At 69.3% G+C, this 18,606-nt stretch carries 15 protein-coding genes; 3 read left to right on the forward strand and 12 right to left on the reverse strand.

Features of this window, described 5'->3' with window-relative positions; translation table 11 throughout:
• Window positions 1-387 precede the first annotated feature (387 nt).
• From ACSQ3D_RS26115 to ACSQ3D_RS26130, 4 genes are all read right to left on the reverse strand, one after another.
• A complete protein-coding gene (locus ACSQ3D_RS26115) occupies window positions 388-1,149 on the reverse strand; it encodes an SDR family oxidoreductase (protein ID WP_436128761.1) in 762 nt (253 codons plus the stop codon).
• Window positions 1,150-1,270: 121 nt separating this feature from the next.
• On the reverse strand, window positions 1,271-1,906 hold the full coding sequence (locus tag ACSQ3D_RS26120) for a DUF2889 domain-containing protein (RefSeq protein WP_436128762.1): 636 nt from the start codon (window positions 1,904-1,906) through the stop codon (window positions 1,271-1,273).
• A 109-nt stretch (window positions 1,907-2,015) separates the two neighbouring features.
• On the reverse strand, window positions 2,016-3,449 hold the full coding sequence (locus ACSQ3D_RS26125) for an aldehyde dehydrogenase family protein (RefSeq protein ID WP_056417112.1): 1,434 nt from the start codon (window positions 3,447-3,449) through the stop codon (window positions 2,016-2,018).
• Between the two features lie 105 nt (window positions 3,450-3,554).
• A complete protein-coding gene (locus tag ACSQ3D_RS26130; RefSeq protein WP_436128763.1) occupies window positions 3,555-4,259 on the reverse strand; it encodes a Crp/Fnr family transcriptional regulator in 705 nt (234 codons plus the stop codon).
• Window positions 4,260-4,424: 165 nt separating this feature from the next.
• On the opposite strand from ACSQ3D_RS26130, the gene ACSQ3D_RS26135 reads away from it, so the two are divergent.
• Both ACSQ3D_RS26135 and ACSQ3D_RS26140 read left to right on the forward strand, forming a co-directional pair.
• Window positions 4,425-4,949: a DUF962 domain-containing protein gene (locus ACSQ3D_RS26135; RefSeq protein ID WP_056167953.1), complete on the forward strand. Its 525-nt coding sequence runs from the start codon at window positions 4,425-4,427 to the stop codon at window positions 4,947-4,949.
• Between the two features lie 188 nt (window positions 4,950-5,137).
• Window positions 5,138-6,010: a bile acid:sodium symporter family protein gene (locus ACSQ3D_RS26140; RefSeq protein WP_436128764.1), complete on the forward strand. Its 873-nt coding sequence runs from the start codon at window positions 5,138-5,140 to the stop codon at window positions 6,008-6,010.
• A gap of 165 nt (window positions 6,011-6,175) precedes the next feature.
• On the opposite strand, the gene ACSQ3D_RS26145 is transcribed toward ACSQ3D_RS26140, so the two are convergent.
• From ACSQ3D_RS26145 to ACSQ3D_RS26165, 5 genes are all read right to left on the reverse strand, one after another.
• Window positions 6,176-7,339 carry an ABC transporter permease gene (locus ACSQ3D_RS26145; RefSeq protein ID WP_436128765.1) on the reverse strand — a complete coding sequence of 388 codons (1,164 nt, stop codon included), beginning with the start codon at window positions 7,337-7,339 and terminating at the stop codon, window positions 6,176-6,178.
• 281 nt (window positions 7,340-7,620) lie between these two features.
• Window positions 7,621-8,793: an ABC transporter permease gene (locus tag ACSQ3D_RS26150; RefSeq protein ID WP_436128766.1), complete on the reverse strand. Its 1,173-nt coding sequence runs from the start codon at window positions 8,791-8,793 to the stop codon at window positions 7,621-7,623.
• A 259-nt stretch (window positions 8,794-9,052) separates the two neighbouring features.
• Entirely contained in the window at window positions 9,053-10,210 is a 1,158-nt protein-coding gene (locus tag ACSQ3D_RS26155) for an HlyD family secretion protein (RefSeq protein WP_436128767.1), read from the reverse strand.
• A 7-nt stretch (window positions 10,211-10,217) separates the two neighbouring features.
• Complete coding sequence (locus tag ACSQ3D_RS26160; protein ID WP_436128768.1) at window positions 10,218-11,651, reverse strand: TolC family protein; 1,434 nt, start codon at window positions 11,649-11,651, stop codon at window positions 10,218-10,220.
• 138 nt (window positions 11,652-11,789) lie between these two features.
• Entirely contained in the window at window positions 11,790-12,611 is an 822-nt protein-coding gene (locus ACSQ3D_RS26165) for a metal-dependent hydrolase (RefSeq protein WP_436128769.1), read from the reverse strand.
• A gap of 148 nt (window positions 12,612-12,759) precedes the next feature.
• On the opposite strand from ACSQ3D_RS26165, the gene ACSQ3D_RS26170 reads away from it, so the two are divergent.
• A complete protein-coding gene (locus tag ACSQ3D_RS26170) occupies window positions 12,760-13,380 on the forward strand; it encodes a TetR/AcrR family transcriptional regulator (protein WP_056167970.1) in 621 nt (206 codons plus the stop codon).
• Between the two features lie 78 nt (window positions 13,381-13,458).
• Here ACSQ3D_RS26170 and ACSQ3D_RS26175 read toward each other — a convergent pair whose 3' ends face one another.
• From ACSQ3D_RS26175 to ACSQ3D_RS26185, 3 genes are all read right to left on the reverse strand, one after another.
• On the reverse strand, window positions 13,459-13,845 hold the full coding sequence (locus ACSQ3D_RS26175; protein WP_436128770.1) for a VOC family protein: 387 nt from the start codon (window positions 13,843-13,845) through the stop codon (window positions 13,459-13,461).
• A 157-nt stretch (window positions 13,846-14,002) separates the two neighbouring features.
• Window positions 14,003-16,378 carry a DUF1631 family protein gene (locus ACSQ3D_RS26180; protein WP_436128771.1) on the reverse strand — a complete coding sequence of 792 codons (2,376 nt, stop codon included), beginning with the start codon at window positions 16,376-16,378 and terminating at the stop codon, window positions 14,003-14,005.
• Between the two features lie 117 nt (window positions 16,379-16,495).
• Window positions 16,496-18,577: a sodium-translocating pyrophosphatase gene (locus ACSQ3D_RS26185; protein ID WP_436128772.1), complete on the reverse strand. Its 2,082-nt coding sequence runs from the start codon at window positions 18,575-18,577 to the stop codon at window positions 16,496-16,498.
• Window positions 18,578-18,606 lie beyond the last annotated feature (29 nt).

Below are 18,606 nucleotides of genomic sequence, written 5' to 3' on the forward strand. Positions count from 1 at the left end.
ATATCATTTGTTGTGGCGACGGCCCCCTCTGGAAGGGGGCTTCAAATCGCCGCGCATGATAGGTTCGAGGGAGTGCAAAACAGCTGCCGGAGCGTGTTTGTTTTGTCGTCCGATACAACTCTTACTGGGTCATTGGAGACCTGTCGAAAAGACGTTGTAGTTCAGTGTTTCATTGGGATTTTCGAGGTGCATACGCATTCAAAAATCTTGATGGCGAGGGAGGTACGCCGGGCTGGCTACACCTGCTGCTGAAGGCGCGCAGACGTCGGCTGTGTTTCCAACATTGCTGCCAGCTCTGCGGCAGGCCGCACGCGGCCTGAAAGAACCGAGCGTGGCGCGGCGCGCCGGCAAGCGCACCCTGCACTGACAGGCGCCGCCACGGCGCCATCACACGCAGCGCGCTCCGTCCACCTCGATGCACACGCCGCTGATGAACGAGCCTTCGTCGCTGGCCAGGTACAGCGCGGCGTTGGCCACGTCCAGCGCGGTGGAGAAGCGGCCCAGCGGGATGGTGGCCAGAAACTTGGCGCGGCGGGCCTCGTCCACCGGGCCGCCCGCGAATTCGGCGGCCAGGCCGGTGTCGGGGTTGAACACGGGGTTGATGCAGTTCACGCGGATGTTGTCGGGGCCCAGTTCGGCGGCCATGGACTTGCTGGTGATGATGACGGCGCCCTTGGAGCCGTTGTACCAGGTGAGGCCCGGGCGGGGGCGCAGCCCGGCAGTGGACGCGATGTTGATGATGCTGCCGCCGCCCGCCTTGCGCAGTTCGGGCACGGTGTGGATGGCCGACAAGTAGATGCTCTTCATGTTGATGGCATAGACCTTGTCGAAGTCTTCTTCGCTCACTTCCAGCATGGGGCGGTTGCGGTGTGTCCAGCCGGCGTTGTTCACCACCACGTCCAGGCGGCCGTACAGGCGCACCGTTTCGGCCACCAGGGCTTTCACTTCCGCAGAGCTGGTGACGTCGGCCTTCACGAAGGCGGCGGTGCCGCCGGCGGCGGTGATCTCGGCCACCACGCGCTGGCCGCCGGCTTCGTTGATGTCGTTCACGATGACCTTGCCGCCTTCAGCGGCCAGGCGCTTGGCGATGCCTTCGCCGATGCCGTTGCCGGCGCCGGTGACGATGATGGATTTGTTCAACACGCGCATGGAAAGGCTCCTCGATTCAGTCAATCAGATACAACAATAAAAACGTGAACAATCAAATTCGATAGCAGCTGACGCTTGTGTAGAAAGCGGTAGCGGCATTTTTGAATGCGATAGCAGGGGGTCACGCGGGTGGCGCCGTCGTGGTGGCCGTCTCGGGAGGGCGGTCGGCGTCGGGTGCGGCCTGTAGCGCAGCCTGCACTGCGCCTGCGACCTGGGGCGCGCGCCGGTAGAACTGCGGAAAGTACTCCTTCACGCCGTCGCCGTTGAAGTCCCAGCCCGTGCACTGCCCCAGGTGGCGGGGCGGCTCGTCGGGGTGGGCCGATGCGAACACGGCGGGCACCGACTGGAACGCCGCGGTCGCCAGGTTGAACAGCAACTCGCGCAGGTGCGTGCAGCTTTCCACGCCGCCCAGGTGCTTCTGGATGGACTGGCGCCAGCCGCGCGCCATGCTGCAGCCGACCATGCGCTGCAGTGCGGGCTGGGCGGCGGTGCAGTCCTTGAGCGGGTGCGCGTCCATGGCGACGTCGATGGCCTGCACCACGAGCTGGCGGTTCACCGTCACGCGCAGCCACATGTGGTGGATCGGTTCGCCGGCCCGGCGCGTGCCCGTGGGGTCGCGGAAGGAGGGTGCGTCGTAGGCCTTGCTGTCGTGCAGCTCGCCTTCGATGTCCCACAGGCCGTCTTCACGCTCGAAGCCCTGGTAGTTCACCCGGCGGACGTGCTTCAAGGTGCGGGGTGCGGGGGGGCTGAGCGGCATGTGGTTTGGGGCGTCGACAACAAGAAGAAGCACAGGTTAGGGCCGGCGGGCCGCGCCGTCGCGCGCGAACGCGACAGGCCAAGGGCGCAAGCGGCCGGCCGCGCAGCGATCAGCCGTACTTGATGGCCACGGTTTTGAGCGTGGTGAAGCCGTACAGGGCCTCGAAGCCCTTCTCGCGGCCGTAGCCGCTCGACTTGACGCCGCCAAACGGCAGCTCCACACCACCTGCGGCGCCGTAGTTGTTGATGAACACCTGGCCGCTGTGCACGCGCTTGGCCATGCGGAACTGGCGGGCGCCGTCGCGGGTCCAGATGCCGGCCACCAGGCCGAATTCCGTCGCGTTGGCCAGCTCTACCGCGTGGTCTTCGTCCTGGAAGGCCATGGCCGACAGCACGGGGCCGAAGACTTCTTCCTGTGCCAGGCGGTGGTTCACCGGCACATCGCGCAGCAGCACGGGGGCCTGGTAGTAGCCGGTGTCGGGGGCGTCGGGCACCACGATGCCCTGGCCCACCATGGGGATGCCGGCCACCTGGGCGTCCGACAGGAAGTCCCACACGCGCTGCTGCTGTGTCTGGCGGATCAGCGGGCCCAGGTCCAGGTCCATGGCGGCGGGGCCCACGCGCAGCTTGTCAAACGCCTTGCCCAGGCGCTCGAGCAGGGGCTCGTAGATCAGCGAGTCGATCAGCACGCGCGAGCCGGCCGAGCAGGTCTGGCCGGAGTTCTGCACGATGGCGTTGATGACCACGGGAATGGCGGCGTCGAGGTCGGCGTCGGCAAAGATGATCTGCGGGCTCTTGCCGCCCAGCTCCAGCGTCACGGGGCAGTGGCGCTCTGCGGCCACCTGCTGGATCAGCGTGCCGATCTTGGGGCTGCCGGTGAAGCTGATGTGGTCGATGCCGGGGTGGCGCGCCAGTGCGTCGCCCACCTCGTGGCCGTAGCCGGTGACGATGTTCAACGCGCCCGACGGAAAGCCCACCTCGGCCGCCAGTTGCGCCACGCGGATCAGCGACAGGCAGGCGTCTTCGGCCGGCTTGACCACGCACACGTTGCCCGCCGCCAGGGCGCCGCCCACGCTGCGGCCGAAGATCTGCATGGGGTAGTTCCAGGGGATGACGTGGCCCGTCACGCCGTGGGGCTCGCGCCAGGTGAGCACGCTGTAGCCGTCGGGGTAGGGGATGGTCTCGCCGTGGAACTTGTCACAGGCGCCGGCATAGAACTCGAAGTAGCGCGCCAGCGCGATCGCATCGGCCCGCGCCTGCTTGGTGGGCTTGCCGCAGTCGCGCTGCTCGAGCGCGGTGAGCTCGTCGGCATGCTCCAGGATCTTGGCCGAGAGCTTTTGCAGCAGCCGGCCGCGCTCCACGGGCGCTACCTTGTGCCACACCGCGTTGTAGCACTGGCGCGCCGCATGCACCGCCGCGTCGATGTCTTCGGCGTTGCTGCGCTGGATCTCGTCGAACGGCTGGCCGTCCGACGGGTCGATCACGGGAATGGTGCGGCCCGAGGCGGACGCCACGGAGGCGTTGGCAATGTAGTTCAGTTGCATGGCCGCCATTTTGCCCGGAAATGGAATGTGTGCTTAGTATTTGTGTGCAAAGCGCTGCTGCCGCCCTGCCAGCAGGCGCAGCGCGCTATGGATATGAGAGCAAATTCAGTGGCAGGACGCGCGCAATGCGGCCAGGTCCAGGATCTCGACCTCGCCGCGCTGCACGCGCACCAGGTGGCGCTGCTCCAGGTCCTTGAGGATCTGGTTGGTGGTCTGGCGCGAGATGGCCAGCATCAGCGACAGCTGTTCCTGCGAGATGGACAGCACGCGGCGCGACTGGCCCTCGGCCGTCCACTGGCCGTAGCCCTCGGCCATCATCACCAGGCGGCGCGCCAGGCGCTGCGGCGCGGGCAGCAGCGCCAGCTCTTCGATGGCGACGAAGGCGGTGCGCAGCTTGTCGGTCAGCAGCAGCGCCAGCGCATGCCAGTGCACCGGGTGGGCCTGCAGCCAGGCCTGCAGCCGCTCGTGGGGCACCTGCAGCAGCGTACTAGCCTCGGTGGCATGCGCATCGTGCGTGCGGGCCGAGCCGTCGAACACCGAGATCTCGCCAAACCAGTGCGGCGGCTCCAGCCGCGTGAGCAGCGCCGAGCGCGCCTCGTTGGCGCGCCCGCCCGTGCCCGAGATGCTGATGGCCCCACGCACCACCGCATACAGCCCGCAGGGCGCATCGCCGCGCAAGAACAGCACCTCGCCCGCGTTCAGGTGGCGCAGGTGCGCCATGTCGATCAGGGGCTGGGCGAAGTCGGGCGGCAGGTGCGCAAACCAGCGGCCGGACGCAAGGATGGGCAGGTAGGCGGCAGGGTCGGTCATGCGGTCTGGATGGGGTCTGAACGCGGCGTGGTGTGGGAGTGTGTGGGTGACGGAGGGCGGGGGGAAGCCGGTGCCAGTGTGCCTTTTTTGTCGTGTGCACGACAGACGCTGGCGGGGCCGCGGCGCGAGTATCGATGCTGCTCAAAACAATAGCCGGAGACACCCATGAAAACCCTGATCGACCACCTGGCCCAGTACGCCGACTACCACCGCGACCCGCGCAACATCCACACCCATTTTGTGGGCGTGCCGATGATCATGTTCGCGGTGGTGGTGTTGCTGTCACGCCCCGCGTGGATGGTGGGCGATCTGCCGCTGACGCCGGCGCTGCTGTGCGCGCTGGCTGCCAGCATCTTCTACATGCGGCTGGACACACGCTTCGGCCTGACCATGGCCGCGATTTTGGCGGCCATGCTGGCCGTGGCGCAATGGCTGGCCGTGCAGAGCCTGGCCGTGTGGCTGGGTGCAGGCATCGGCCTCTTTGCGGTGGGCTGGGTGATCCAGTTCGTGGGCCACTACTACGAGGGCCGCAAGCCGGCGTTCGTGGACGACCTCATGGGGTTGCTGGTGGGGCCGTTGTTCGTGGTGGCCGAGTGGGCCTTTGCGCTGGGCCTGCGCAAGGACGTGCAGGCCGCGATCGAAGCGCGCAGCGGCCCGGTGCGCCTGCGCACGGGGCAGGCCGCGGCATAACGCGCGCCGCAGTCTCGCTGCACGCGCTTGCTCGTTTCTTTTCTCCTCTTCTCCTCTTTTCCCCTTCTCCTTTTCTTTGTCTTTGTTGGCGGGATCGCGGCATGCGGCCCACAGCGCCTGGTGGCGTTGTGCGCTGCCGTGGTTGCACGCCTTGAACGGAGCGCGGCCCCCGCTGGCCGCGTGCGCCCATGAGTTTCGTTGCCATCCTGCCCACGCTGCTGTTCATCGCGCTGGGCCTTGTCATGTTCGGCCTGGGGTTGTCGCTCACGGTGGGCGACTTCACGCGGCTGGCGCAGCACCCGCGCGCCGTGGTGCTGGCCCTGGTGCTGCAGGTGCTGGTGCTGCCTGCGGCGTGTTATGCGCTCATCGTGCTGCTGGGCGTGGCGCCGCTCTACGCCGTGGGGCTGATGCTGCTGGCCGCGTCGCCCGGCGGCGTGTCGGCCAATCTGTTCAGCCATTTGTTCGGCGGCAATGTGGCGATGAACATCTCGCTCACGGCCATCAATACCGTGCTGTCCATCGTGAGCCTGCCGCTCATCACCAACTGGGCCATCGGCACCTTTGCGCACACGGGGCAGGTGGTGCCGCTGCAGTTCGGCAAGGTGGTGGAGGTGATCGTCATCGTGCTGGTGCCGGTGGTGCTGGGGATGTGGGTGCACCGGCGCGCACCGGCTTTCAGCGCGCGCATGGAAAGGCCGATGAAGATCTTCAGCGCCGTGGTGCTGGCCGCGTTCGCGCTGATCGCCATCGCCAAGGAATGGACGGCGCTGGTGGAGTCCTTCGCGGGCATCGGCCCGGCGGTGCTGTTGTTCAACGCCATCAGCCTTGCGTCGGGCTACTACCTGGCGCGTGCGGCGGGGCTTGCCAAGTCGATGGCCACGGCCATCAGCTTTGAGATCGGCATCCACAACTCCACGCTCGCGATCTTCATCGCGCTGTCGGTGCTGGAGAACTTTCAGCTCGCGCTGCCGGCGGCCATTTACTCGGTCAGCATGTATGTGATGGCGACGCTGTTCGGCATGGTGGTGCTGCGGCGGCGCGGCGCGACCCCTGCCACGTGATCTGCGTGCGGCGGGGGAGCGATGAGGTTGTGAGCCGCGGCCGCCGTTCGGGCTGAGCCTGTCGAAGCCTTGCGCAGCGCTTCGACAGGCTCAGAGTGAACGGCGATGGGCGGTTCGGTGCAGGCTGCCGGCATCACGGCATCACGGCATCACGGCATCACGGCATCACGGCAGGTGTTCGCCTGCCACGGGCCGCGCCCGGTACAGCACCCCGGCCGTGCACACCGCACACAGCGCCACCAGCGCACACAGGTAGGGCAGGGCTGCTGACAGCGGCGCGCCCAGCTGGTTGAGCCGCAGCGACGCCTGCACGCCCGAGGTGCTGGGCAGCAGCCAGCGCAGCCACTGCAGCGGCCCGGGCAGCGCCTCCACAGGCCAGGAGAAGCCAGCGACAAAGGCGATGGGCAGGGTGGTGAACAGCAGCACCTGCAGCGCGCGTTCGCGGTTGCCGAACCACAGCCCCAGCAGCGCGCCCAGCGCCGCGATGGCGGGCACGTAGCAGGCCAGCAGGGCCAGCGCGCCCAGCGGGTTGCCGCCGCGCGGGTAGTCGTGCAGCACGAAGATCCAGCCAAAGTAGAACAGCCCGCTGGCCCAGCCCAGCGTGCACAGCGCCAGCAGGCGCCCCAGCCAGGTGGTGGCATCGGCGCGGTGCTGCCCGGCCTCCACCCAGGTGCCGGCCAGCAGGGCCGCGCCCATGAGCAGCGTCTGCTGCAGGATGAGCAGCGCCACGGCGGGCACCACGAAGCTGCCGTAGCCCTCGGTGGGGTTGAACAGCGCCACCATCTGCAATTGCACGGGCGCGCGGCTCGCACGGGCCTGCTGCACGCTCTGGCCGCCGGCCTGCAGCTTGCGGATCTCGACCCCGGCGGACACGGTGCCCACGGCCTCGGCAAAGCCGTACTGCACGGCCTTGTTGAGCAGCGCGTAGGCCCCGTTGGCCTCAATGCTGACCACGGCGTTCTCGCCGCGCACCACGCTGCGCTTGAGGCCCGCGGGGATGACGGCATAGCCTTCGATTTCGCCGCGCCACAGGGCCCCCTGCGCCTCACGCTCGCTGCCGGTGACCAGGCGCACCTCGATGCGCGGGTCGGCATCGGCAAAGCGCGTGATCTGGCGCGACAGGCTGCTGCGGTCCATGTCCACCACGGCAACGGGCACGCGGGTGAGCACCTCGTCGGCGTAGAACCAGGGGTAGAAAAAGCCGTAGAGCACGGGCGCGCCGATCAGCAGCAGCAACACGCCCTTGTCGCGGGCCACGGTGGCCAGGGCCAGCAGCCAGGCGTGCAGCAGGTTGCGGGGGGCGGTGGGTGGTGGGGGCAGGGCTGTCATGTCAGATGGAGGCGGCGGCGCTGTGCCGCCGGCGATGTGTAGGGCGCGCGGGTATAGCTCCCTCTCCCCTTGCGGGAGAGGGCTGGGGAGAGGGGGAGGTGGTTGCGGGCACTCTGCCACTTGCTAAGGCCCCCTCTCCCCAACCCCTCCCCCGCGAGGGGGGAGGGGCTCTGTGGGCGTGGCAGCCGCTGGCGAGGTGCACAGGCATTGCTCCCTCTCCCCCCGCGGGAGAGGGCGGGGGAGAGGGGGTTGCAGCCGCATGCCCGTCGCCGCACTTCATCTCACCGACCTCCCCACGTCTCGGTCCGCTGCACTGCGCGATGCAACCCCGCCGTGCTCACCAGCCACAACACCAACGCGGCCACCAACAGCGCCACCACGGTCGACACGCTGGTGGCCAGCGGCGCGCCCATCTGCAACTGCTCGATCTGCAGGCGGATGTAGTGCGTGAACGGCATGGCCTCGGCCCAGGCGCGGGCGCTGGCAGGCATGCCGGCCAGTGGAAACGCCACGCCGCTGAAAGCGAAGGCCGGTGCGGCAAAGAAACCCGCGCCCGACAGCGCCGTGCGCAGCGAGCGGGTGACCGCCGCCAATGCCGCGCCCGCAGCGAGCGACACGGCCATCAGCAGTGCCAGCGCGCCTGCCACCCACCATAGGCTGCCCGGCGGGTGCCAGCCCCGGCCCCAGGTGATGCCCACCAGCGCGAGCAGCCCCACCAGCGTGAGCGAAGCCCAGGGCAGCGCCAGCTTGCCGATCAACGCGCCTGCGGTGCCGAAGAATGGACCCGTGCCCAGCCATTCCCCCACGCTGCGGTCGCGCAGCTCGCGGCCCACGGCCCAGGCGCCGGCCGTCATGGCCAGGATGTGCAGCAGCGCGGGGATGAGCGCCGCGCCCAGAAACTGCTCGTAGTTGCTGGACACATTGAACAGCGCCACCATCTGCGTGTGGATGGGCTCCATGCTCACCCGCACGGCCCGGGCCGGTTCGCCGCGCTTGTTGCGCGCGGCCATCTCGATGCCGGCCGACAGCGTGCCCACCGCCGTGCGCACGTCGCGCTGCAGCAGGCCCGAGTGCGTGCCCATCTGCGCGTTGTGCAGCAGCGTGACCTGCGCAGCGCGGCCTTCCTTCACGGTGCGTGCAAAGTCGCGGGGAATGATCACCACGGCATACACGTCGATGCTGCGCAACCCGCGCTCGGCCTCGGCCCCGTTGGTGTAGTGCTGGGTGATCTGCACGCCCGGCGTGGCGTCCAGCATGCGCACCAGTTGGCGCGACAGGCTGGAGTGGTCCTCGTCGACCACGCCCACGGCCAGGTGGCGCGGCAGCCCGGCCGAGAAGATCCACCACAGCAGCGCCACGCCCAGCAGCGGCACCCAGGTGACCATGGCCAGGTCCCACGGGTCGGCCCAGAGGCGGCGGGCTTCGCGGCGAAAGCTGTTTACTATCGAATTCATAGCTGCTCGCGCTTGCTAGACAAGCGGTAGAGGCATTTTTCTCTTGAATTCCCACTGCTGGGCAAGGCCCGAGCCCGAGCCCGAGTCCCCATCGGAGCCCGACGAGTCGATGCGCAAAGCCGCACCCCGCCCCCGTCCGTTCGGGCTGAGCCCGCCGAAGCGAGAGCGCCAGTGCCGCGCAGGCTTGCGGCCATCGCGTGCCGAATGGCGCGGCGCAGCCGCAGGGGGCTGAGGAAGCACATCGAAGCCACCACGCCCGTCACTGCACCAGCACCGTCATGCCCGGCCGCGCGCCTTCGATGGGGGCTGCGGGCCGCGCCCGCACTTCGAACGTGCGCACGTCGAACCCCTGGCCCGCACGCGTGGCGCGCCAGGTGGCGAAGTCGGGCAGGGCGGCGGTGTGGTAGACCTTGAACTTCACGGTCTTGCTGCCGTCCTTGCCGTCCTTGCCGTTCAGGGCCGGTAGCGTGGCGTCGAATTCCTGGCCGATGGCAAAGCGCTGCAGGCGGTCCTCGCGCACGTTCAGCACTACCCACTGGTCCTTCAGGTCCACCACCGTGACCACGGCCACGCCCTGGGGCGACAGCTCGCCGGTGCGGGCCAGCACCTTGGCCACTTCGCCGGCTACGGGGCTCTTGAGTTCAGTCTCGGCCTGCGCGGCCTGCACCTCGGCCACCACGCCGGCCACCTGGCGCGCCTGGGCGCTGGCGGCCGAGCGGTCTTCGGGGCGTGCGCCGGCGCGGGCCAGGTCGTACTGCGCCTTGGCGGCCAGCGCCTGGTCGCGCGATGCCTTGAAGTTGGCCTCGGCCTCGTCGCGCTTTTGCGCGGCCACCAGGCCCTCTCGGGCCAGGCCGTCCACGCGTTTGAAGGACGACTCGGCCAGGTCCGCGGCGGCCACGGCGCGCTGCCAGTTCAGGCGGGCCATCTCCACCTCCTGCGGGCGGGCGCCATGCTGGGCCTTGTCGGCCACGGCCTGGGCGGCTTCTTGCGCGGCGGTGGCCTGGGCCAGCTTGGCCTGCACCTCGGGGCTGTCCATGCGGATCAGCGGCGCGCCCACGGCGATCTGGTCGCCTTCCTTCACCAGGATCTGTGCAATGCGCGCGGTGACCTTGGGGGCAATGTCGGCCTCCTGCGCTTCCATCTGGCCCTGGAAGACCTCGGGCGCGGGCTGCGAGGCCTTCCACAGGCCGAAGCCCACGAAGCCCGCCACAGCCACCACGGCGACCGTGCCGATCACCGCGGCCTTCTTGCCGTTGCTTTTGTTGTGGGTGGGGCCGGACGTGTGGGCCGCGGGGGCCGTGGTGGCCTTGGTCGCCTTGGCGGCGGCGCTGGCCGTGCTGGCGGTCGGGGGCACGCCGGCGGGCGGGCGGGCGCCGGTGTCGGTCGGCTCGGCGGGGGTGTTCGTGTGGTTGCTCATGGGGGGCTCACTCTACTTTCAGGGCGTCGGCGCGCGCCATGTATTTGCCAAAGTCTTCCGACAGGCCGCAGCTCTCCAGCAGGTCGGCCAGTGCCTTCACGTAGTCGTGGGCGGCCTGGGCGCGTTCGGTCTGGGCCTTGGCCTGGTTCACCTGCGCGTCGATCAGATCCAGCGTGGTGCTGGTGCCGGCCTTCAGGCCCGCAGCGCGCAGGCGCAGCACTTCGTCGGCCAGCTCCAGGCTGGGGGCCATGGCCAGGAACTGGCGGCGGGCCTGCTCCACGCCCAGCCAGCGCTTTTCCACCAGCAGGGCGATGTCGTTCTGCGCCTGTGCGCCGGTGCGCTCGGCCTGCGCGATCTGGCGGTTGGAGGATTCGGCCAGCGCGTTGCGGTCGATGGAGTCCCACAGCGTCCAGCGCACGCCCACGCCCGCCACCCAGTCGGCTTCCTTGCCGGTCTTGAGCTGGCGCTGGCCGAAGGCGAATACCTGGGGCTTGCGCAGCGCCTCCTGCGCGGCGTGCAGCTGCGTGGCCTGCTCCTTCTTGGCCGCCACCTTGGACAGGCCCGGGTGGCGCGCAAGCGCGGTGTCGATGAACTGCGGCAGGGGCGGCAGCGGCTCGCCCAGCACGAACAACGGGCTGGTGGGCGTGACGCGCTCGCTGGCCTTGAGCGTGCGGGTGAGCGCGGTGGCGGCCAGTTCGGCATCGTCGCGCGCCTTGCGGGCGTTGCGGCGGGCTTCTTCCAGGGCAGAGCGGGCCTGCAGGCGCTCGACGCGGGCGATCACGCCGGCGTCCAGCATCTTCTGGGCGGCTGCATCGTGCTGCTCGATGGTGGCCAGGGCCGCCTCGCGCAGCACGGCCGCGCGCTCGGCCAGCTGGGTGCCGAAGTAGCGCTGCACCAGCAGCGTGGTTGCCTCGTGGCCGGTCTTGGCGGCGTCGGCTTCGGCCTCGTGCGTCATCGCGTCCAGCAGGCCGCGTGCCGCGTTGCTGGCGCCGCCCATGTAGATGGGCCACACGGCCGAGACGGACGATGTGGTGTCGGTCTTGTGGCGGTTGAGCGTGTAGCTCGATGGCAGGTGCGGCAACTGGGCCAACGGTGCGGCCAACTGCGGCGGCAACTGCGACAGCACGCCGGGCAGCACGCGGTTGAGCGGGTTCAGGTCCACGTCCAGGTTGGCGTTGTAGGCGTAGGCTGCGCCGGTCAGGTTGACCACCGGGCCGCCCAGGCGCTGCATCGCGTCGCGGCGCAACTGGGCGCTTTCGACGGCGTTCTTGGATGCTGCGAGCTGGTCGGAGCGCTGGCCCAGTTGCTGCAGCGCGGTGTCGAAGGCCATCGGCTCGGCCCGCGCGGGCAGCGCGGCGAGTGCCAGCGGGGCGGTGGCGATCAGGCACAGCAAAGCTTCGCCTGCCCGGCGCGTGCGCCGGTGCGGTCGGGTAAGGGTCATGGTGTCAGCTCTTGGGGGTCGGGCCCGGCGTGGAGGGCGCAGGGCCGGTGGTGCATTGCCAGGCAGGTGGGTGGAGTTGTAGCAGCACAGGGCTTGCGGGTCAAAGGGGCGGTGCGCAATGTGTTGCGGCAGGGGCCGTCAGCGGGCACCCACGGGCGTGAAGGCATCGCTGTGCTCGGCCAGCCAGCGCAACGACAGGTCGCTGCCGTGCTGGCTGGGGTGGAAGTCGCGCCGCAGGTAGGCGCGCCAGGGCTTCCAGGTCTCGCGCACCAGGCCGCCGCGACCCAGCAGCGTGCGTGCCGCGCTGGCCCAGGTGCTCCACTTCCACAGCGTGCCGTCCTGGCGCAGGTTGGCCACGGTCTGGCGCAGCGCATCGGCCAGGAACACCACGGTGATGCGGCGAAACCAGGTGATGCGCCAGTCGTGGTTGCCGCCCAGCGCCTGGTACAGGTCGAACGCCGTGTTGCGGTGCTCGGACTCTTCGGCGCAGTGCCACTGCCACATGGTGGCCAGGCGCGGCTCTGTGCCCGCCAGGGTCTCGGGGTGGGCCAGCAGCCATTCGGCCAGCAGTGCGGTGAAGTGCTCGTTGGCGGCGGTGACGGCCAGCGGGTGGCGCGGGTCGGCGCCTTCAAAGAGCTTCATGCGCTCTTGCGCGCGCGGTGCCCAGGCGTTGACGAGGCCCTGCTTTTCAAGGTGGCCGTTGAACAGCGCATGGATGCGGCGGTGCGTGGCCTCCTGGCCGATGAAGCCGCGCACCTCGTCGGCAAAGCGCGCCTGCAGGTCTGGCGGCAGCGCCTTGTGGCCGCCCTTCACCGAGTCGATGAAGAACTGCTCGCCCACCGGAAAGCTCATCGACAGCGCATTGAAGAAGGCCGAGCGGAATGCGTCGCCGCCGCACCAGTGGCGCGCAAACGGCGTTTCAAGATCGATCAGCAGGCGGCGGACAACGAGCTCGGTCATGGACAATACTCCCTGGATATCCCGGCGAGGCGGTGTGGTACTGATGTGTACCAGCGATTCGTATCATGCCTTCCGGGTGTGGTACTGTCAAGTACCGGTCCATGCCGCCCCCATTTCCGCTTTCAGGACTTCTGCCGCCGCAGCACGCATGACGCCCCTTGACGCCCCGGCCTCCGCCCCGCTCGCCACCCCCGCCCCGGAACCCCGCGCCCGCCTGCTCGAAGGCATGGCCCGCGCGGTCGCATCCAAGGGCTATGCCGACACCACCATCGCCGACATCGTGCGCGAGGCCAGCGTGTCGCGCCGCACCTTTTATGAACACTTTGCCGATAAGGCCGAGTGCCTGATCGCGCTGTACGAGCTGGCCAGCGGCAATGCGATCGGCGTGCTGCGTGCCGCCATCGACCCGCACAGTGACTGGCAGGCGCAGGTGGAGCAGGCCATGGGCGCGTACTTCGGCGTGCTGATGCGCAACCCGGTGCTGCTGCGCACGCTGTTCATCGAGATCCTGGGCCTGGGCGCACCGGGCCTGGCCGCGCGGCGGCGCGCCAACCAGCAACTGGCCGACCTGATGCTGGACGTGGTGAACAACCGCACCGGCGAGCGCCTGCGCAAGACGCCGCTGCAGCCCACCATGGCGATGGCGGTGGTGGGCGGCATCAACGAAATGGTGCTGCAGTCCATCGAGCAAGGGCGCGCCGGCGAGCTGCAGGAGCTGGTGGCCCCTGCGGCCGCGCTGCTGCGGGCGGCGGTGTTTGTGGAGTTCTAAGCCGCTCTGCGAGGCACGGAATCGTTGGCCTGCTGGTGAAGGGCCGCTGCCATTACGGAGCGGCTCCCCGCTGCGCCTTCAGACCTCGTTGGCGATCTCGATCAGATTCTCGTCCGGGTCGTAGATGTAGACCGAGCGCAGCCGTTGGCGCGCCCCCGTGGCTCCCACCGGCCCCTGCACCACCGCGATGCCCTGCGCCTGCAGGTGTGCCAGTACATCCTCGATGGGCGTGAGGGTGATGAAGCAAAGGTCGCCCGAGCCTGCGGTGGCGTGGCGCACATTGGGGTCCACCACCGTGCCCACTTCGTGCAGATTGATCTTCTGGTCGCCGAAGTGCAGCGCGTGGCGCCCGGGCTTGAACTCGCGCGCGGCCATGCCCAGGACGCGTTCGTAGAACGCAATGGTCGCCCGGATGCTGGCGACGGTCAGGACCAGATGGTCCAGGGATTGCACGGTGATGGGCATGGGGCTCCTGGAAGCGGTGGTTCAATGGTGCCAGGCCTGCGAAAGGCCCGCGTGCGGATGCGGGCCGAGGCCCGGAGACAGTGCCTGGATGCCGCTGGTGCAAAGCCGGGGCAGCCTGGGGTGGCCAGCCGGCATCAACCCCCCAGGCACGGCGCAGTCACAGCCTGCTCTCCACGCTGTTGCGCATGGCCGCCTGCGCCACGGCATCGAGCGCGCCGTCCACCACCGTCTGCTGCGCCAGCACGTGCATGGCGCCTTGCTGGATGAGCCGGTCCACCAGCCGCAAGGTCATCGACTGGGTGCGGCCGGACGCGCTGGTGAAGAGGAAGAAGGTGCCGTTGGAGCCGATCCACGACAGCTGCGTGCGCTCCCAGCGGCCGGCCACCAGCAGGTTCACCCAGCTGCCGACGGCCAGCGCCGGCGTGCCGGGCTCGCCTTCTGCAGGGGCTGCCAACGCAGGCAACGGGCTCTCGGACTCGGGTGCCTGCGAGGCCTCCATGAAGCCCGATTCCTTGGCCTCGGAGGGAGCCACCCAGGGCTCGTCGTCTTCGTCCGGGGCGGGTGGTTGCGGCGGCGGCGCAGGCGCTGCCGACACTGCGGCCGGCGTGCCGGCTGGCGCCGCCGTGCGGGGCGTGGCGGGCCGTGGGCCCGGCTTGAAAGCCTGCTGGTGCAGCTGCATCAGCAGCTCGAAGACGGCCTCGGTGCGGTCCGGCGGGTAGTCGATGGAGGCCAGGCCTTCGCGCAGCTTGGGCAGCAGCTTGGGCAGCAGGCGCGCCAGGCGGCCGGTGTTCATGCGCGTCAGCTCGGGCTGGGCGCTCCAGATGAGGGCCTCCACCAGTTCCTGGTAGCGGCCCGGGTCTGTGCTGCCGCTGGTGTCGGTCAGGCGCGCCTGGGCCACGACCTTGGCCCACGGGCCCAGCAGAAAGCGCAGGATGGGGTCGGGCACCTTGTCGATGTCGGGCAGCAGCCAGATGTCGCGCGACACCTTGGCGGCCAGCAGGTGGCGCTGCTCGGCGTGCTGCAGGGCCTCGATGGCGCGCTGGCGTTCCTGCTTGCGCGCCTTTTCGCTCTCGGCCCATTTGGCGTGCAACTGCTGCAGCACCTGCTCGAAGTCGTCGGGCCCTTCGATGGTGGCGGTGGACAGCGGGCCTGCGATGTTCATGAGCGACCGCATGAAGCTCTGAAAGCCCGCCGCCTCGACGCTGTCAAACGCCTGGCTGCGGTCGGTGATGTCCTGCAGCAGGCGGCGCGCGGGGTGCTCCTTGTGACTGAAAAAGCGCGGGTCGGCGAGCGCCAGTTGCAGCAGGGCCGGCTCCATCGCCCGCACGAACTGCTGCACGGGCCACAGCAGCCGGGCGTCGCGGGCGATGTTGTCCACCATCAGCGCCACCACCTCCATGCTCAGCGTCTGGCCCAGGCCGCTGGCATGCTGGCGCGCGGCCGCGGCAGGGGGGCTGTCCACGCCGCTGGCAGCGGGCGCGCGCGGGGTGCCCAGGCGCTCCATCATCTGGCCGACCTGGTTCATCTCCTGCAGCGCCTCGAAGGCGGCAGGCACGGTCATGGCGAAATCCGTGGCCGGCGGGTCCACGCGGGGCAGCGGGTCCAGCCCGTCGAACTCCCGCGCAAAGCGCTCGGCGAAGTCTTCCTGCACCTCGCCAAGGGCGCTGGACCCCGGCGCGGGCGCCGGTGCCACGGGCTCGTTCAGTTCGCCCAGCAGCAGGCGGCGCAGCCGGTCGAGCGTGAGCAGGGAGTCGGCGGGCACCGACGCCGCGGTGGCGAATTCGTTGTCGGCGGCAAAGCCCTGCGCGGCACCGGCCCCGGCGGGCGCGGCATACACCACCTGGCCGTCGGCCTGCCGCCTGGCATAGCCCACGGGCTGCACGCCGGTGTGCCTGAGCTTGTCGGTCTGCGCCAGGTACAGCGCGCGCAGCTCACTGCCCAGCGCCTGGGCCATAGGGCCGATCCAGTCGTGGCGCACCTGGTCGGAGACCTGCATCTGCGACACCACGGCTTGCAGTGCCTGCAGGAAGACGTCGGGGCGCAAGGGGTTCTGGTCGGGCTGCACGCTGGGCAGCCCCTGGGCTGCGCACACCAGCGCGTCCAGGTCGGCCAGGGGCCCGTCCACCGCGGAGATCAGGATCTGCCGCGCGCGGGCGCGCTCCACGCTGTCGCTGATCTGCGACTCGTCCATGAGTTCGAGTTCATCGAAATGCACGGTGAACAGCGAGCGCGTGGCTTTCTCGGGCCCGCGTGTGGCCGACTGCTCCAGCGCCTTGCGCAGCGCCTCGGGGTAGCGGTCGCTCATCACGTTGGCCAGCCGCGTGATCTGTTGCCGCGCCTCGTGCATGGCCTGGTGCTCGCCCGCGGTGCGCACCGCGTCCTGGCGCGCCTGCAGCGACATGCGCGTGGCCTCGGCGATGCGCTCCATCATGGGTTGCGCGCCAGCCACCACGCCCTGGACCAGGCGCTGGTACGCCTCGCCGTGGCCGTCGGCAGGGGCGGGGGCGGAAGCTGTGGTGTGGTTCAAGGCCATCTTCGGGAGGTAAGTATTGGTTACCGGTGGCCGTCATGGTACGCGGCAAAAAGGGGGCGCGGCGCCCCCTTGTTGCATTTTCCCGGCGGGCCTGCCCCGAGCCCGCCCACGGTGCGCTCACCCCCCGTGAAACTTCACCACCAGCGGCACGATCAGCAGCGCCACGATGTTGATGATCTTGATCAGCGGGTTGATGGCCGGGCCGGCCGTGTCTTTGTAGGGGTCGCCCACGGTGTCGCCGGTCACGGCCGCCTTGTGGGCCTCGCTGCCCTTGCCGCCGTGGTGGCCGTCCTCGATGTACTTCTTGGCGTTGTCCCAGGCGCCGCCGCCGGTGCACATGCTGATGGCGACGAACAGGCCGGTGACGATGGTGCCCATCAGCAGGCCGCCCAGTGCCTTGGGCCCCAGGGCCAGGCCCACCACGATGGGCACCACCACGGGCAGCAGGCTGGGGATCACCATCTCCTTGATGGCGGCGGTGGTCAGCATGTCCACGGCCTTGCCGTATTCGGGCTTGGCCGTGCCTTCCATGATGCCGGGGATGTCGCGGAACTGGCGGCGCACCTCCACCACCACGGCGCCTGCGGCGCGGCCCACGGCCTCCATGGCCATCGCGCCGAAGAGGTAGGGGATCAGCCCGCCGATGAACAGGCCCACGATGACCAGCGGGTCCGACAGGTCGAACGTGATGGCGCGGCCGTAGCTCTCGAGCTTGTGCGTATAGTCGGCAAACAGCACCAGCGCGGCCAGGCCGGCCGAGCCGATGGCGTAGCCCTTGGTCACCGCCTTGGTGGTGTTGCCCACGGCGTCGAGCGGGTCGGTGATGTCGCGCACGCTGCTGGGCAACTCGGCCATCTCGGCAATGCCGCCGGCGTTGTCGGTGATGGGGCCGTAGGCGTCCAGCGCCACCACGATGCCCGCCATGGACAGCATGGACATGGCCGCCACCGCAATGCCGTACAGGCCCGCCAGCTGGTAGGCCGCCAGGATGGCCAGGCACACGAAGATCACCGGCCAGGCGGTGGAGCGCATCGACACGCCCAGGCCCGCGATGATGTTGGTGCCGTGCCCCGTGGTGGAGGCCTGCGCGATGTGCTGCACGGGCGAGTACTGCGTGCCGGTGTAGAACTCGGTGATCCACACCAGCGCGGCCGTCAGCACCAGGCCGGTGGCGCAGGCGCCGAACAGGCGCATCTGGCTGCCGCTGGCCATGATGGCGTTGTCCGGCATGATCCACAGGGTGACGAAGTAGAAGGCGATGAGCGACAGCACGCCCGCGATCGCCAGGCCCTTGTACAGCGCGGGCATCACGTTCTTCATGCCGGGCGAGGCCTTGACGAAGAAGCAGCCGATGATCGACGCCACGATGGACACGGCGCCCAGCGCCAGCGGGTACACCACCGCATTGACCGGGGCGGCCGCCACCAGCAGCGCGCCCAGCACCATGGTGGCGATCAGCGTCACCGCATAGGTCTCGAACAGGTCTGCCGCCATGCCGGCGCAGTCGCCCACGTTGTCGCCCACGTTGTCGGCGATCACCGCGGGGTTGCGCGGGTCGTCTTCTGGGATGCCGGCCTCCACCTTGCCCACCAGGTCGGCGCCCACGTCGGCGCCCTTGGTGAAGATGCCGCCACCGAGCCGCGCGAAGATGGAAATCAGCGACGAGCCGAACGCAAACCCGATCAGCGGGTTGAGCAGCGTGGCCAGGCTGGCGGTGGGCGTGAGGTTGCCGTTGCCCGCCAGAAACCAGTAAAAGCCCGTGACGCCCAGCAGCCCCAGGCCCACCACCAGCATGCCGGTGATCGCCCCGCCGCGAAACGCCACGTCGAGCGCCGGGCCGATGCCGTGCGTGGCGGCCTGCGCGGTGCGCACGTTGGCCTTGACCGACACGTTCATGCCGATGAATCCGCAGGCGCCCGAGAGCACCGCGCCCACCACGAAGCCGATGGCCGTGGTGCCGTCCAGGAAGATGCCGATGAGCACGGCCAGCACCACGCCGACGATGGCGATGGTCTTGTACTGGCGGGCGAGGTAGGCGGCGGCGCCCGCCTGGATGGCGGCGGCGATCTCCTGCATGCGGGCATTGCCCGGGTCCTTGGCGAGGATCCATCCCCGCGCCCAGATGCCGTAGGCCACCGCAATCAATCCGCAAACCAGAGCCAGTATCAGGGGGGCAGTCAGCGCTGTAGTTCCAGCCATTGGTCGCTCCTTTCAATCTTTTCAGTTGC

It is taken from the genome of Acidovorax sp. LjRoot117, from assembly GCF_964252695.1.
In the GTDB taxonomy this organism is placed as follows: Bacteria; Pseudomonadota; Gammaproteobacteria; order Burkholderiales; family Burkholderiaceae_C; genus Acidovorax.